The organism is Ruminococcus sp. AM43-6 (genome assembly GCF_003461785.1).
Classification (GTDB): Bacteria; Bacillota; Clostridia; order Oscillospirales; family Ruminococcaceae; genus Hominimerdicola; species Hominimerdicola aceti.
This window is the reverse complement of sequence record NZ_QTXU01000005.1, coordinates 12,086-28,318: the sequence shown is the minus strand read 5'-3', so window position 1 is coordinate 28,318 and position 16,233 is coordinate 12,086. Positions and strand designations below refer to the sequence as shown.

Below are 16,233 nucleotides of genomic sequence, written 5' to 3'. Positions count from 1 at the left end.
TGGTTTCGTCAAGCGGTAAAGCGATTTAAGTGAGGAGTGAGGAATGAGGAGTGAGGAGTGAGGAATGAGCAAAGCTGACCAAAGAAAAGAACAAGCATAAAGTAAAAAAAACAGCACCGAGCGTAGCGAGAGATAAAACGCAGGCTCAAGCCCGGCGTTAGAGGGCTTGCAGGGTCAAGGGACAGAGTCCCTTGCGGAGTTTGAGGCAGAGCCTCATTCGGCGTAAGCCGACAAGGTGCAGATTAAGTGAAAAAAAGCAAAAGAAAGTATGTACTATTATAAATGTAATATCGGAGCACAAAATCTGCACCGCCCACCCTCGCCCTGAGCAAATGTAAATCCGCAAAGAGCGTAGCGATTTTGCGGCATAACAAACCATAGCAATCAAATGTAGGGGCTGGCGCCCTCGACAGCCCACCCCCCCTTGACATTTCGCATTATTGTTTATCTCACAACCCTTGATAACCTCACAAACATCGGTAGGGGCGAACATCGTTCGCCCGTGCTCAGAACTTGCATAAATTCTGAACCATAGAGGACACCACCCGATTTGTGCTGATTTAACAAATAATTCATACAACTTTCGTATAAAAATGCTATAATAAAAAGGTTAAAGTATAAATTCTAAGAAAAAGTAACTCTAAGGTGGGAATCGTAAAATGGAAGAAGTAAGAGAAAATAAAATGGGAACGCAGCCCATAGGCGATCTGCTGTTCAAAATGTCCCTGCCGATCATGATATCCATGCTCGTGCAGGCGCTCTATAATATCGTCGACAGCATATTCGTTGCTAAAATAAGCGAGGACGCACTCACTGCCGTGTCACTGGCTTTCCCTGTGCAAAATCTTATGATAGCCCTCGGTGCAGGCACTGGTGTCGGTATCAACGCACTGCTGTCAAAATCACTTGGTGAAAAGAATTTCAAGCAGGCTAACAGCGCCGCCAATAACGGCATTTTCCTCTGCCTTGTGAACTTCGCTATCTTCGTGGTTTTCGGTGCATTTTTCACTGAGATCTTCTATCGCTCACAAACCTCAAGCAAAATAATTATCGAATATGGCGACCAGTACCTAACCGTCATCAGCCTGCTAAGTATCGGTCTTTTCTGTCAGATGACTATGGAAAAGCTTTTGCAGGCAACAGGTAAAACTATCTATTCAATGTATACTCAGGGAATAGGCGCAGTGATAAATATTATCCTCGACCCTTGCTTTATCTTTGGCGTGGGCTTCTTCCCTAAGTGGGGCGTAACAGGTGCGGCTGTGGCTACCTGTATCGGTCAGTTCACCGCTGCAGCCTTCGGACTTTTCTTTAATATGAAGTTCAACAAAGAGATAACCATAAACCTTGTGAAGTATAGACCGCAGGCGAAAATAATCAAGAAGATCTACGCTGTTGGTCTGCCGTCCATCATAATGCAGTCTATCTCTTCTATCATGACCTACGGCATGAATAAAATACTTATCGGCTTCTCAAACACCGCCGCCGCAGTTTTCGGTGTGTATTTCAAGCTTCAGAGCTTCGTTTTCATGCCTGTTTTCGGACTTAATAACGGTCTTATCCCTATCGTTGCCTATAATTATGGCGCAAGAAAGAAAAAGCGTATCACAGGTGCAATAAAATACGCCATGATATATTCTGTGTCTATCATGATAGTCGGAACTATCATAATGCAGATTTTTCCTGCACAGCTTCTGAAACTCTTTGACGCAAGCGATAATATGCTAAGCATAGGCGTAACAGCCCTGCGTATAATCAGCACACACTTCTTCTTTGCAGGCTTTGATATAATCATAATCTCATCATTGCAGGCTCTTGGCAAGGGACTTTCCTCTATGCTCGTTTCATTTACAAGACAGCTTGTTGTGCTTCTTCCTGTGGCGTATCTTCTTTCCCTTACAGGCAAGCTTGACGCTATCTGGTGGGCGTTCCCGATAGCCGAAATATTCTCGATCATGGCGTCGCTGTTCTTCCTTAGAAGAGCCTACAACGCTGAAATAAAACCAATGGCAGATTAAATAGGAGGTATTTTTATGCGGCTTATTTTTATCAGACACGGCGACCCCGATTACGTTCATGATACTCTTACAGAAAAGGGCAAGCGTGAAGCAGAGCTTCTTGCACAGCGTGTAAAGAATTGGGACGTTTCAAAGTTCTATGTTTCTCCCCTTGGCAGAGCGCAGCTCACAGCGGAATATTCCCTGAAGCTTCGTGGGGATACAGCGGAAACTCTCCCATGGCTGAGAGAATTTAACGGCATAATACCCACCTCTGACGGAGGACATCGTATCCCATGGGATATGTACCCCACCGAGTGGGCGGATAAAGAGATATACTATGACCGAAATAATTGGTTCAAGTCCGACTATATGCAGACAGGCAATGTTGAAGAACAGCTTAAATGGGTGCATGAGGGCATTGATAAGCTCCTTGCCGACCATGGTTATATCCACGAGAACGGTATGTTCCGCATCGAGAAGCACAGCGATGAAACCCTTGTGTTCTTCTGTCACTTCGCCGTATCAATGGTGATAATAGGACATATTCTTGGCATCTCCACCATGAATATGTGGCATGGCTTCAATATGCAGCCTACCTCCGTTACGGTCCTCGGCTGTGAAGAGCGTGAGGGCGACTATGGCTTTTTCAGATGCCACGTCATGGGCTGTACAAAGCACCTTGCAGGCGGCAACGAGCCTATCTCCAACGCAGGCTACTTCACCGACGTTTTTCAGGATTAAATAAACCCGTAAGGGTGACTTTTTCGCTCACATATTATTGCATACAAAAATATCCTCTAACCGCTCTGTTATTTCAGGGCGGTTATTTTATTGTGCGAAACCTTAGTTTAATATAATATAATAGTTAAAGAAAACGTTTTCTTCTAAATATGACTATCATTAGATAACAACATATTCATAATTTGTGAAAAAGCACAACAAAAGCTTCGCGTTTTCGTTGATTTTTTAGCTTACTTTATGTAAACTAAATGCTTTTACCCCCTTGACTTTACTTTCAAAAGGGCTTATAATATCCCATAGTTTAAAAAGAGTATGGGTTTCATATTTTTATATATGTGCCTATGAGAGCATGAAGTTTAGAAGAATAAAAGGAGAGTGAAAGAATATGTTCCAGCTTCAATGGATATGGCACAACCTGAAAGGCTACCGAAAATTCTATGTAACAGCCCTTGTGCTGTCTATCGTATGCAACGCCTTGTATCTTACCACACCTTATTTCAGCAAAGAGCTTGTGGATAAGTTTCTTTCAAGCAAGGACGCACTTTTTAACCTTGAGCATGAAAGAAAGCTGTTCTGGCTACTGCTTGCAGGCATGGTGGGCTTTACCCTGCTTAGAACTATCTGTCAGTACACCTGCAACATGACCTATGAATTATCATCTCAGGGCATGATATACAGAATAAGGACACACCTTTTCAGACGTATCGAAAATCAGGATATGGAGTTTTATGACCGCAACCGCACAGGCGACCTTATGACAAGACTCACAGGCGACCTTGATATGGTGCGCCATGCAGTGGCATTCGTTTTTAAAGGTATGCTTGAATCATGTTCGCTGTTTATAGCTTCGTCAGTGTATTTCTTTATGGTAAGCTGGAAAATGGCACTTCTTCTGCTGGCTGTTACACCGTTCATATTCGGCGTGGTGGTGCTTCTTGATAAAAAGGCAAAGCCGATCTACGTTGACCTTCGTGAGAAGCTGTCTAAAATGAATACAGACGCTCAGGAGAACATCTCAGGCAACAGAGTTGTAAAAGCCTTCGCCCGTGAGGACTATGAGATAGAAAAGTTCCAAAAAGCCAATAAAGAATATTCTGACGCCAACAAAAAAGCGTCACTGCTGTGGCTTAAATTCTTCCCTTATATGGAAGCTTTCGCAAACGCCTTGTCAGTTATAATGCTCCTTGGCGGTGGATTTTTCCTTATAAAAGGGGAAATAACAATGGGCGAGTATGTTGCTATCTCAGGACTTATCTGGGGCATCGCAAACCCTGTTAGAAACCTTGGTATCTATGTGAACGATATGCAAAGGTTCATGGCTTCCGCAATGAAGGTCATCGAGATATACTATGCAAGACCTATCATCACCGACCGTGAAGACGCAGTTGACCAGACAGAAAGGCTTCACGGAGATGTCGAGTTCAAGGACGTTACCTTTAAGTTTGGCAAGCATATAGTTCTTGACGACGTGAACTTTAAGATAAAAGCAGGTCAGACAGTTGCCATAATGGGCGAAACAGGTTCAGGCAAGACCTCGCTTATAAATCTCATACCAAGATTTTATGATACCAACTCAGGAGAAGTCCTTGTGGACGGTGTGAATGTAAGAAAGCGTAAGCTCTCACAGCTCCGCTCACAAATAGGAATGGCAACGCAGGACGTCCTGCTTTTCTCTGATACCATAGACGGCAATATCGCATACGGCGACTCTGATATGTCCGAAGAGGACGTTAAGCACTATGCAAAGCTTGCGGCGGCAAACGAATTCGTTGAGAAAATGCCTGACGGCTATGAAACTATCGTGGGCGAGCGTGGCGTAGGTCTTTCAGGCGGACAAAAGCAAAGACTTTCCCTTGCAAGAGCCTTAGCCATAAAGCCTGCTATTCTTATCCTTGACGATACCACCTCCGCCGTGGATATGGAAACAGAAAAGTATATTCAGGACAGCCTTAGAAACCTCGATTTCCCATGTACAAAGATAATAATAGCCCAGCGTATCTCCTCCACCAAAGACGCTGATATGATAATAATCCTCGATGACGGCAAGATAACCGAAATGGGTACTCATGATGAGCTTATCGCCAAAAAGGGATACTATTACGAGGTGTTCAAGCTGCAGAACGATGGCTTCGGAAAGGAGGCGGTCTAAATGGCAAGAAACCGTTATGACGTTGACGAAGTCCTTGAGACCCCATTCGACTTCGCCCACCTGAAACGCTCCTTTGTGTATATCAAAAAATATAAGGGCAAAATGATAACCGCCCTTATGCTGAGCGTGTTCGCCGCAATATCAGGACTTCTCGGACCGCTCATCACACAGTACGCTCTTGATAATACCATACCGCAGAAAAATATGGGACAGCTCGTCCTGCTCACCCTCGCATTTGTCGGCACTATAGCCGTGTCAATAACATTCTCCACTATCCGTTCAAGGATAATGACAGTTGTTGGTCAGGATATAATCTTCGATATCCGTACCGACCTTTTCAAGCATTTGCAGGAACTTCCATTTGAGTATTACGATAACCGCCCACACGGCAAAATTCTTATAAGAGTTGTAAACTATGTAAACTCCGTGTCGGATATGCTCTCAAACGGTATCATAAATGTTATACTCGAATGTCTTAATATGCTTTTCATCATGATATTCATGTTCTTTGTGAATGTGAAGCTGTCATTGGTGGTGCTTTCGGGTCTGCCGATATTTGCAGTCATAATGATGATGATAAAGAAAAGACAGCGTAAAGCATGGCAGGACGTTTCAAACAAATCCTCAAACCTTAACGCCTATTTGCAGGAAAACATCACAGGCGCAAGAGTGACCCAGATATTTACCCGTGAGGAAGAAAACGCTGAGATATTCGATAGACTTTCCGAGAAATATCGTAAAAGCTGGATAAACGCCGTGAAATATTCTCACCTTGTTTGGCCTGCTACCGACAACGTTTCTACCCTTGTGAGAGCCGCAATATTCGTGGTGGGTCTGCTGGTTCTGACCCCTGCGGCAGTGAGCCTTGGAACTATCGTTGCCATGACAAGCTATGCTTCAAGCTTCTGGCAGCCTATCATGAACCTGTCAAACATCTTCAATAACTTCATCAACAATATCGCCTACCTTGAGCGTATCTTTGAAACCCTTGACGAGCCTGCCACTATCGCAGACAAGCCGAACGCTCAGGATATCGGTGATATCACAGGCGAGGTAAAATTTGATGACGTTACATTCAGCTATGAGCAGGGCAAAACAGTTTTGGAGCATATCTCCTTTGACGTTAAGCCGGGCGAAAGCGTTGCCCTCGTTGGACCAACAGGCGCAGGAAAATCTACAGTAGTTTCTCTCCTGTCAAGATTTTATGACCTGGACAGCGGTAAAATAACCATAGACGGCAAGGATATAAGTCAGGCGACCTTGCATTCTCTCCGCTCACAAATGGGCATAATGCTTCAGGACAGCTTTATTTTCAGCGGCACTATTTACGATAATATCCGTTACGGCAGACTTGACGCAACGGAAGAAGAAATAAGAGAAGCCGCAAAGATAGTCTGCGCAGACGAGTTCATAAGCGAAATGAAAGACGGCTATATGACCGAGGTCAACGAGCGTGGCTCAAAGCTCTCAGGCGGTCAGAAACAGCTTATCTCCTTTGCAAGAACGCTCCTCTCCGACCCGAAAATACTTGTCCTTGACGAAGCAACTTCATCAATAGACGCACGTACAGAAAAGCTCCTTCAGCAGGGACTTCAAAGACTTCTTGTTGGCAGAACATCATTTATTATCGCACATAGACTTTCCACTATCAAAAACTGCGATAAGATAATGTATATCGACAACAAAGGCATTGCCGAGTGCGGCACTCATGACCAGCTTATCGCAAAGAAAGGCGAATATTACAAGCTTTATACCGCACAGCATATGGACGAATAAAATAGCATAAAAACACGGGCGGACACTGCACCCTGCAAATGTGGCTATCCACATCTGTAGGGGCGAACAGCGTTCGCCCGTTTGTTATTTCACCCTGTTATCACGTTGTTTATCTTTGCTTTATCACTATCTTATCCAACGTTTTCCCTACCTTGTCGTGGATAACAAGGTCGCAGGAGCCGTCCATGGAAGTCTTGTCCCGATTTATCAGCACAAGATTATCCCCTTGAAAATATCTCACCATTCCTGCCGCAGGATAAACTGTCAGAGAAGTGCCTGCAATAATAAGAGTGTCGCACTGAGATATCTCTCTCACCGCCTCCGTCACAGTTTTATCATCAAGCCCCTCCTCATAAAGCACAACATCAGGCTTGATTATTCCGCCGCAGGTGCATTTCGGAATGCCTGTGCTGTTTAAAATATCCTCCGCAGTGTAGAATTTTCCGCAGTCCATGCAGTAGTTGCGGTGTACGCTTCCGTGAAGCTCCAGCACCTTTTTGCTTCCTGCCGCCGTGTGAAGTCCGTCAATATTCTGCGTGATAACTGAAGAAAGTATGCCTGCCCTCTCCATTTCCGCCAGCTTGTAATGCGCCTTGTTAGGCTTTGCCGTCAAACAAAGCATTTTGTCACGGTAAAAATCATAAAACGCCTTTGTGTGCCTCATGAAAAACGTGTGGCTGAGTATCTGCTCAGGGGGATAATCATATTTCTGATTGTAAAGTCCGTCCACGGAACGAAAATCAGGTATGCCGCTCTCTGTTGATACCCCTGCTCCTCCGAAAAATACTATCCTGTGTGACTTGTCTATTATCTGCTGCAGCTCCATTTTTATCACTCCTATGAAAAATGCGGTCTATACCGAAGCACAGACCGCATTGATTATTCACGATATTAGTCGATCTTAACGATCCAGCCAAACTCGTCTGGTATCTTGCCCCACTGAATGCCTGTCATTGTATCATAAAGCATCTGTGAAACAGGGCCGATCTTGTTGTTGTTTATCTCCATTACCTTGTCGCCCCACTTAAGATGACCAACAGGTGAGATAACAGCAGCAGTACCTGTGCCGAATACCTCGTCAAGCTTGCCGTTGTCGTAAGCCTCAGCGATCTCCTCAATAGAGATCTTTCTCTCGCTTACTTTGTAGCCCTTCTTCTTGCATATCTCAAGAGCAGACTTTCTTGTGATACCAGGGAGAACAGAGCCAAGAAGCTGTGGTGTAACAACTTCGCCGTCAATAACGAAGAAGATGTTCATTGAGCCAACTTCCTCAACATACTTTCTCTCAACACCATCAAGCCAAAGTACCTGCTCGTAATCCTGCTCGTGAGCTTCTTCCTGACCTGCAAGCGAGATAGCGTAGTTAGCGGCTGTCTTAGCAAAGCCTGTACCGCCTCTTACGGCTCTTACATACTTGTTCTCAACATAGATCTTAACAGGGTTAAGACCGGTTGAATAGTAAGCGCCTGAAGGTGAAAGAATAATGATGAACAGATAGTGGTCAGCAGGCTTAACACCTACATATGGGTCAACAGCGATGATAAATGGTCTGATGTAAAGGGAAGCACCCTCAGTGTGAGGTACCCAGTCCTGCTCCATTTTAACAAGAGTTTTCAGAGCGTAGAGCATATCCTCTTCGTTTATTTTAGGAATTACCATTCTCTCAGCAGAGTTGTTCATTCTCTTGAAGTTCTCCTGCGGTCTGAAAAGCTGAACAGAGCCGTCAGCAGTACGATAAGCCTTAAGGCCCTCAAATATCTCCTGACCGTAGTGCAGGCACATAGCAGCAGGGGAGAGTGAAAGGTCGCCGTAAGGCACGATCCTAGCGTCATGCCAGCCCTGACCTGCGTCATAATTCATAACAAACATATGGTCAGTAAAAATGTGACCGAAACCAAGCTTTGTCTCGTCAGCCGGTTTTTCCTTTGGAGTAGTGGTACGTTCGATCTTGATGTCTAACATACAGATCCTTCTTTCTTAAATTAATGATCGGCTCGCCAAGCGAACCTTTACCACATATATTATAATACTTATTGTGATCTTTTTCAAGAGGTTTTGCAAAAAAAATTCATTGCCACAGGAAAAATATGCAGGATAACATTTTGAAAACTGCATTTTTATACAACTGTATGAAAACTGTTGAGAAATTGTCATAAAATTGTCTTTATATTGTAGGAAATACTCCTTGAAAAAAAGGTGATAGTGTTGTATAATAGGGTAAAATAAATGTGAAACGAGTATATTATAATAAGGTTATATAAGGAAAGGTAATATTATGAACGATAAAGAAAGAAAGGAAAATGAGCTTGGTATAGATCTTGATATGAAAGGTCTTACCCTCGACAGCGATGAAGCGGCAAAGCCGCAGGCGCAGAACCGCCCTATGAGCCATGAGGATATGGCAAGAATGATCGCTAAAAATATGGCAATGCAGGACGGCGGCTTTGACGAGCCTATCACTCCCGTAAGAGGAGTTTCAGACTTTGGCGAGGAAACTATCAAGCCTAAAAAGCCCAAAACAACTGAAACACGCAGTAAAAATGCAAAGCCTGCATCAAAGCAGACTTCAAAGAATGGAAAAAAGAAGAAAAAGAAGTCCTCGTCAGGAAAGACTGTCGCAATAGCAATATGCTCAGTTGTTGGTGTTATGATAGTCGCCGCAGGTGGCTTCTATCTGTGGGGCATGAATTCGTATAAGGATAGATTTCTTGGAAATACATATATAAACGGCATCGAGGTCAGCGGAAAGACCAAGGCGGAAGCCTATAAGCTCGTAAGCGAGCAGGCTGTTATCCCAAAAGCCATCACCGTTACAAAGAAAGACGGCACAACATTTTCCATAAAGCTGTCTGAAATAGGCTATAACGATAATACTCAAAACCTTATCACACAGTATTATACTCAGCAAAACCACTATTCATGGTTCTCTTCTGCCATGAAGCGTACGGATTTCACTTTTGAATCTAAGTTCAAGTACGATAAGGCTAAGCTTGAAAAGGTGCTGAAAAGAAAGGTGCTTGACTCCCAAAGCACAAAAGATCCTGAGGACGCCTATATCAAAAAAGGCGACGACAACAGCTATGTTGTTGTGAAAGAGACCACGGGCGACGCTGTGGAGGAGGGTAAGATAGACGAACTTTATTCCTATGTGGAAAATCAGATTGACGACGGTAGTTTTGACGTTGATATCTCAAAGGCAGATTGCTATAAAAAGCCTGCCATAACAGCGGATATGCTTGAAGAGACCTGCCAGAAGCTCAATAACCTTAATGATATCGAAATAACATTCGATTTTATCTACACCACCGAAACTCTCACGGGTGATACTATCATGGATTGGATAACCTTTGACGAGGATAACGCCGAAGCAGGCTATACAGTTGATGAAGATAAGGCAATGGCATATGTTGAAGACCTTGCAGATAAGTATGATACCTTTGGCAAGGACAGAGAGTTCAAGACCACAAAGCGTGGAACTATCACTATCTCCGAGGGTCAGGGCTGTTACGGCTGGTGGATAGACCAGCAAAAGACCTGCGACCTTATCGTGGACCTTGTTGAAAAGGGCGAGTCTGCCGAAACAGAGCCTGTCTACTATGTAAACCCTGACTCAGCCTATGAGTATACCTGCAATAAGGATTGGCGTACAGCCGATAAGGATTACGGCAACACTTATATCGAGGTAGACCTTACCGCACAGCATTTGTGGTATTATAAAGACGGCAAGCTCACAATGGAGTCTGATATAGTTTCAGGCTACCCAAGCAAATCAAGAAATACCCCTGGCGGTGTTTATAAGCTTTGGTATAAGGAAAAGGGCAAGACCCTCAGAGGATCAGCAGACGGACAGTCTTACGCTTCCTATGTTGACTATTGGAACAACGTTTCCACTATCGGCATAGGACTTCACGACGCGTCATGGCAGAACGGTAACTTCGGCGGTGAGCGTTATAAGTCAAGCACATGGGGCTCACACGGCTGTATAAATATGCCTTTAGATAAAGCAAAATACGTTTATGAAAAAATAGATATGGGTACTCCTGTATTTATGTATTGGTAAGAGATAATAGCAAGGCAATACGGACAACTCGTATTGCCTTTGCTTTTAGTTTCAGTTAGGAGAATTTATGTATATTACAGATGAAGACAACCCACGCCTGCCATTTCTGCGTGATAAAACTTCAAAGCTCACCACCTCACCGGGCTGTTATATAATGAAAGACAAAATGAAAAAGATAATATATATCGGCAAGGCGAAAAATCTCCGCAACCGTGTGACATCTTATTTCAGGAAGGGTCAGGATCATCTGCCAAAGGTGTGGAAAATGGTGTCCCACGTCTATGACTATGACTTTATCGTCACTGACTCTGAGTTTGAAGCCCTGGTGCTGGAGTGTTCTCTTATAAAGCAGTATACCCCAAAGTATAATATCCTGCTGAAAGACGATAAGGGCTATAGCTATATCAGGGTCACAAATGAGGATTACCCACGTTTGCAAGCCGTATTGCAAAAATACGATGACGGTGCAGAGTATATAGGACCTTATACAAGTTCATTCGCAGTCAAGCAAGCCGTTATCGAAGCCAATAAAGTCTTTATGCTCCCTACCTGCACCCGAAAATTTCCGCAGGATTTCAGAAAACAGCGTCCCTGCCTTAATATGCACATAAAGCAGTGTATGGGCGTTTGCACAGGAAAATTCTCCAAAGAGGAGTATAATTCTATTGTCCGTCAGGCGGTGGACTATATCCGAAACGGCTCGTCAGATTCAGTTGAAAGACTCACCGATGAAATGAACAAAGCCGCTGAGGAGCTTGACTTTGAGCTTGCCGCAAAGCTTCGTGACCGTATCCAAGCCATACAAAAAGCCGCTGAAAGTCAGAAGATAATTAATGACGATATTCGTGACACTGATATAATCGCCATTGCTCAAAATGGCGAAATGGCTTGTGCCAGCGTCATAATGTATCGTGGGGGCAGACTTTTTGATAAGGCTTCCTATTTCCTTGGAGAAAAAGACGACAGCGTAAAAATGCGTGAAGATTTTCTCATGCAGTATTATTCCTCCAAAGACAGCATACCAAAAGATATCCTTCTTGACGAGGATATCACAAACGGCGAGATAATAGAGAAATTTCTCCGCCAGAAGTATGACCATGCCGTTAATATCTCCACTCCGAAAAGAGGACAGTTTCTCCGCCTTACCACCCTTGCCAAAAGCAATGCCACCGAGTATCTCTCCATAAAAGTCGGCAGAACGAGCCGTGAGATAACCGCCCTTGAGGAGCTTGCCAAAGCGCTGGGACTTCCCAAGACCCCGAAATATATCGAGTGCTACGATATCTCAAATCTCGCCTCTACAAATATGGTAGCAGGCATGGTGGTCTTTGAAAACGGCAGACCATGCAAGAAGTATTATAAAAAGTTTTCTATCAAAACAGTTGCAGAGCAAAACGACTATGCCTGTATGCAGGAGGTCATAGAACGTCGTTTTAGAAACTACTTTGAGAAAACAGACGAGGGCTTTTCCATTATGCCCGACCTTATCTTGCTCGACGGTGGAAACGGCCACGTCAATGCCGTTGAGCCTGTCTTAGAGCGAATGGGTGTGACCTGCCCATTGTTCGGACTTGTGAAAGACTCCAAGCACCGCACACGAGCAGTTGCCACAGGGGGCGGAGAAATAAGCCTTGCAAAGTGCAGAGCGGCGTTCAATCTTGTTACCGCCATTCAGGACGAGGTGCACAGAGTAGCCATAACCTATCAGGCACAGAAGCATAAAAAGAATGCCCACCGACTTGAAATAACCAAAGTCAAAGGCATAGGCGATAAAAAAGCCGCCAAGCTAATAACCGAGTATAAGACCAAAGAAGCTCTCAAAAAAGCCACAGTAGAGGAGCTTGCAAAGACCGCAGGTGTGAATATAGACACCGCAAGAGAGCTTAAAGAAATAATAGACGAAATGTAGGGATAGAATTGATAGAAAATACCAAAGACATAGACGAGCTTGAATTTATAAACAGCTTTTCCCATTCAGGCAAGCCCGTGAAAGACCTGTCCAGAATAAAAGCCTTGCTTTCCGACCTTGGCGATCCGCAGGACAGCCTTAAATTCGTCCATATCGCCGGCACCAACGGCAAAGGCTCAATGGCACAGATGTTCAGCGAGGTCTTTCAGTGCGCAGGACTAAAAACAGGTCTTTTCACCTCGCCTTATATAATAAGCTATACCGACAGGATAAAAATAAACGGCATTGATATACCAAAGTCTGCCCTTGCGAAAATGGCAAAGCGTGTGAAAGCCGTCACTGATATGCACTGCGACCGTGAGAATTTCTCTCAGTTTGAAATAACCACCGCCATAGCTTTCCTCTATTTTGCCGAGGAAAACTGCGACATAGTCGTCCTTGAAACAGGTCTTGGGGGACTTTTAGACAGCACCAACGTTATAAAAACCCCTGTCCTCACAGTTATAGGCTCAGTTGATTTCGACCACACCGCCATTTTAGGTGACACCTTGGAGAAAATAGCCTATCAGAAAGCAGGCATTATAAAACCCCACTGCCCTTGCGTTTTGAGCGCAGGCAATGATATGAAAGTTATCCGCACCGTCAGAGAGCAGGCAGTAAAAAATCTTTCTCAGCTGGTTATCCCCGACATCAATCAGCTCAAACTTATAAGCTGTGACGTTTTCGGCTCAAAGTTTGAGTTCAAAGGACAGTCCTATGAAGTCACAATGGGCGGCGCACATCAGGTGTTGAACGCCATGAGCGTCATAAGCGGCATACGCCTTATAAACGATACCCTGAAAATTCCCCAGGATAAAATTTTTGAGGGCATCAAAAAAGCCCAGCTCCAAGGCAGAGTACAGATACTAAGCCGTGAGCCGCTCTTGATACTGGACGGCGCACACAATCCCGACGGTCTGTCAGCCTTGGCAGGCGTATTGGAGCATTGTGAAAAACATCCATGTTACGCTGTTATGGGAATGTGCAGGGATAAAAACATCACCGAGGCGGTAAAGAAAATTATACCGTATGTAGACAAATTCTACACAGTTGACGGTTTCAGCGACAGAGCCGAAACTGCCTCTGACCTTGCCGACATCATAACCAACGCAGGCGGCAGGGCAGAGCAAAGCCCAAAGCCTGCCCTTGAAATGGCACGTCAGCTAATAAACGAGAATCCTCACGGAGTGAATCTTATATGCGGTTCGCTTTTCCTATGTGCCCAGGTGCTTAATGAAATGAAAGATGATTAACGTACATCAGTATGGGCGACCTCAGGTCGCCCGATTTTTTTGCCTCACAAACTTGCGATATCCGCACAAATCGTGTATGGGCGAACACTGTTCACCAACTGTAAAACTTTCCCGCCACACCTGTAGGGGAGCGGCTCAATTTCTGCTTTGCAGAAAGGCGACGTCCCGTTCGGAGGTGTAAATCTGTGTTTGTTATATCTTTGATGCCAAATTATTTTCGGAACAGTTTGTTGTGCCGCAAAATCGCTGTCGCTCTTTGCGGAATTCACTTTGTTTAATGGGATAGAAAAAAAGCGGTGCAGAGATTTTTTCTCCGACACCGCTTTGTTGTTTCTTTTACTTTGTTATGCTTTTAAGTCTTTTTCTGCACCGCTTGTAGGCTTACGCCTATTGAGGCTCTGCCTCAAGCTCCGCAGGGGCTTTGCCCCTTGACCCCACAAGCCCTCTGGCGCCGGGCTTGACCGTGCGCTTTATCTCTCGCTTCGCTCGGTTTCTTCTATTCTTTTTCTGATTTATTATTCAATAGCCGCTTGAACCGCTTTCTTCCAACCACCTATCAGATCACTGCGTTTGCTCTCGCTCATAGACGGAATAAACTCCCTGAACTTATCCGAAATGCCAACAAGCTCTTCCATGCTTCCCCAAAGACCACAGCCAAGCCCTGCAAGATATGCCGCACCTGTTGCGGTGGATTCCACGTTATAAGGTCTTATGACCGAATGACCCAATATATCAGCCTGAAATTCCATAAGAAAATCGTTGCTTGCCGCACCACCGTCAGCCTTTATGCTGCCTATTGCCCCGGCGTCCTCCTCCATCGCCCTGAGAACGTCATAGGTCTGATAGCACATAGCTTCCAATGTTGCCCTGACTATGTGGCATCTGTTTGTTCCTCTTGTAAGCCCTGTTATCATGCCCCTTACCTCAGGTTTCCAGTATGGTGCGCCAAGTCCCACGAATGCAGGCACAAAGTATACACCGCCCGTGTCCTCAACGCTTCTTGCAAGCTCCTCAGTTTCTGCCGCTGTGCGTATTATGCAAAGCTCGTCACGAAGCCATTTTACCGCCGCACCCGATACGAATACCGACCCCTCCAGAGCATAATTCACCTTTCCGCCTATGCCCCAGGCAATAGTCGTGAGCAGTCCGTGACGGCTTTCCACAGGCTTTTCACCTGTGTTCATAAGCAGAAAACCGCCCGTGCCATAGGTGTTTTTCACATCGCCCTCACGGAAACAGCATTGCCCAAAAAGTGCCGCCTGCTGATCTCCTGCACAGCCTGCGATCTTTATCCTGCTTCCGAAAATGTTCTCCTCAGTTTCGCCCAAGTCACCAGAACATTCTTTGACCTCAGGGAGCATACAGCTGGGTATGCCCAAAAGTCCCAGTATCTCCCTGTCCCATTCAAGGGTGTGAATGTTGAAAAGCATAGTCCTGGAAGCATTGGAGTAGTCCGTTACGTGTACCCTTCCCCCTGTCAGATTCCATATGAGCCAGCAATCCACAGTGCCGAAAAGTATCTCCCCCTTTTCCGCACGCTCCCTCACGCCCTCAACATTTTCAAGTATCCACTTTATCTTTGTGGCGGAGAAATAAGGGTCAATAAGAAGTCCCGTCTTGTCCTTGAAAAACTTTTGCAAGCCCTGACTTTCCATTCGTGCGCAGTCCTCAGAAGTCCTCCTGCATTGCCAAACGATAGCGTTGTAAACGGGCTTGCCGGTGTTCTTGTCCCAAAGTATCGTCGTTTCACGCTGGTTGGCGATGCCGATAGCCGCCACGTCCTCCGCTGTTATCCCAGCCTTTGCAATGACCTCACGAGCAGAACTGAGCTGACTTTCCAGTATGTCCATAGGGTCATGCTCCACCCAGCCGTTGCCGGGGAATATCTGCGGATATTCTTTCTGTACGCTCGCAACCTTTTCACCCTTTGCGTTAAAAAGCACCGCTCTGGAGGAAGTCGTTCCCTGATCTAAAGAGAGTATGTATTCTTTCATAAAATTTCTCCTTATTGCAAAAAAGGGGCGGAAATCCCACCCCTTATAAATCTGTTATCTAAATTTCTAACACTGTTTATTTCCGTACAAAAATGCGCATTGCACTATCATGTAGGGGACGGCGCCCTCGACGTCCCGTCTTGTCACCTGTACAATCTGCATTATTCGCACAATTTGGTGCGTTTCACAAACCCTGTAGGGGAGCGGCTCAATTTCTGCTTTGCAGAAATGCGACGTCCCGCTTGCCCGACGTCTTGTTTACTGATTCTTTTTCGTTACACCACGTTGCGGATATTCTCCCACACTTTATAT

General features: G+C 45.0%; 10 protein-coding genes. 7 read left to right on the top strand and 3 right to left on the bottom strand.

What is annotated here, in order from left to right; all coding sequences use genetic code 11:
• Positions 1-659 precede the first annotated feature (659 nt).
• The 4 genes from DW938_RS04865 (at position 660) to DW938_RS04850 (ending at position 6,666) form a co-directional block, all read left to right on the top strand.
• The gene (locus DW938_RS04865) at positions 660-2,018 is read left to right on the top strand and encodes an MATE family efflux transporter (RefSeq protein ID WP_118124061.1); all 1,359 of its coding nucleotides are present in this window, start codon (positions 660-662) and stop codon (positions 2,016-2,018) included.
• A 15-nt stretch (positions 2,019-2,033) separates the two neighbouring features.
• Positions 2,034-2,741, top strand: a complete 708-nt coding sequence (locus DW938_RS04860) for a histidine phosphatase family protein (protein WP_117891898.1) — start codon at positions 2,034-2,036, stop codon at positions 2,739-2,741.
• A gap of 385 nt (positions 2,742-3,126) precedes the next feature.
• Positions 3,127-4,890 carry an ABC transporter ATP-binding protein gene (locus DW938_RS04855; protein WP_118124060.1) on the top strand — a complete coding sequence of 588 codons (1,764 nt, stop codon included), beginning with the start codon at positions 3,127-3,129 and terminating at the stop codon, positions 4,888-4,890.
• A complete protein-coding gene (locus DW938_RS04850; RefSeq protein ID WP_118124059.1) occupies positions 4,891-6,666 on the top strand; it encodes an ABC transporter ATP-binding protein in 1,776 nt (591 codons plus the stop codon).
• Positions 6,667-6,775: 109 nt separating this feature from the next.
• On the opposite strand, the gene DW938_RS04845 is transcribed toward DW938_RS04850, so the two are convergent.
• Both DW938_RS04845 and DW938_RS04840 read right to left on the bottom strand, forming a co-directional pair.
• Positions 6,776-7,492, bottom strand: coding sequence for an NAD-dependent protein deacylase (locus DW938_RS04845; protein ID WP_118124058.1), 717 nt, complete (start codon positions 7,490-7,492; stop codon positions 6,776-6,778).
• A gap of 65 nt (positions 7,493-7,557) precedes the next feature.
• Positions 7,558-8,628, bottom strand: coding sequence for a branched-chain amino acid aminotransferase (locus tag DW938_RS04840; protein WP_117903570.1), 1,071 nt, complete (start codon positions 8,626-8,628; stop codon positions 7,558-7,560).
• A gap of 313 nt (positions 8,629-8,941) precedes the next feature.
• On the opposite strand from DW938_RS04840, the gene DW938_RS04835 reads away from it, so the two are divergent.
• From DW938_RS04835 to DW938_RS04825, 3 genes are all read left to right on the top strand, one after another.
• Positions 8,942-10,726, top strand: coding sequence for a L,D-transpeptidase family protein (locus DW938_RS04835; protein ID WP_242992383.1), 1,785 nt, complete (start codon positions 8,942-8,944; stop codon positions 10,724-10,726).
• A gap of 67 nt (positions 10,727-10,793) precedes the next feature.
• Positions 10,794-12,635: an excinuclease ABC subunit UvrC gene (gene uvrC / locus DW938_RS04830; RefSeq protein ID WP_118059484.1), complete on the top strand. Its 1,842-nt coding sequence runs from the start codon at positions 10,794-10,796 to the stop codon at positions 12,633-12,635.
• Positions 12,636-12,643: 8 nt separating this feature from the next.
• Entirely contained in the window at positions 12,644-13,927 is a 1,284-nt protein-coding gene (locus tag DW938_RS04825) for a folylpolyglutamate synthase/dihydrofolate synthase family protein (protein ID WP_118124057.1), read from the top strand.
• A 515-nt stretch (positions 13,928-14,442) separates the two neighbouring features.
• Here DW938_RS04825 and glpK read toward each other — a convergent pair.
• A complete protein-coding gene (gene glpK / locus DW938_RS04820; protein WP_118124056.1) occupies positions 14,443-15,921 on the bottom strand; it encodes a glycerol kinase GlpK in 1,479 nt (492 codons plus the stop codon).
• Between the last annotated feature and the right edge of the window lie 312 nt (positions 15,922-16,233).

Bases quoted from the DNA above. Each gene is read 5' to 3' on its own strand.
- DW938_RS04840 (WP_117903570.1), bottom strand. From the start codon at position 8,628: ATGTTAGACATCAAGATCGAACGTACCACTACTCCAAAGGAAAAACCG.
- DW938_RS04860 (WP_117891898.1), top strand. From the start codon at position 2,034: ATGCGGCTTATTTTTATCAGACACGGCGACCCCGATTACGTTCATGAT.
- uvrC (WP_118059484.1), top strand. From the start codon at position 10,794: ATGTATATTACAGATGAAGACAACCCACGCCTGCCATTTCTGCGTGAT.
- DW938_RS04835 (WP_242992383.1), top strand. From the start codon at position 8,942: ATGAACGATAAAGAAAGAAAGGAAAATGAGCTTGGTATAGATCTTGAT.
- DW938_RS04855 (WP_118124060.1), top strand. From the start codon at position 3,127: ATGTTCCAGCTTCAATGGATATGGCACAACCTGAAAGGCTACCGAAAA.
- glpK (WP_118124056.1), bottom strand. From the start codon at position 15,921: ATGAAAGAATACATACTCTCTTTAGATCAGGGAACGACTTCCTCCAGA.
- DW938_RS04845 (WP_118124058.1), bottom strand. From the start codon at position 7,492: ATGGAGCTGCAGCAGATAATAGACAAGTCACACAGGATAGTATTTTTC.
- DW938_RS04850 (WP_118124059.1), top strand. From the start codon at position 4,891: ATGGCAAGAAACCGTTATGACGTTGACGAAGTCCTTGAGACCCCATTC.
- DW938_RS04865 (WP_118124061.1), top strand. From the start codon at position 660: ATGGAAGAAGTAAGAGAAAATAAAATGGGAACGCAGCCCATAGGCGAT.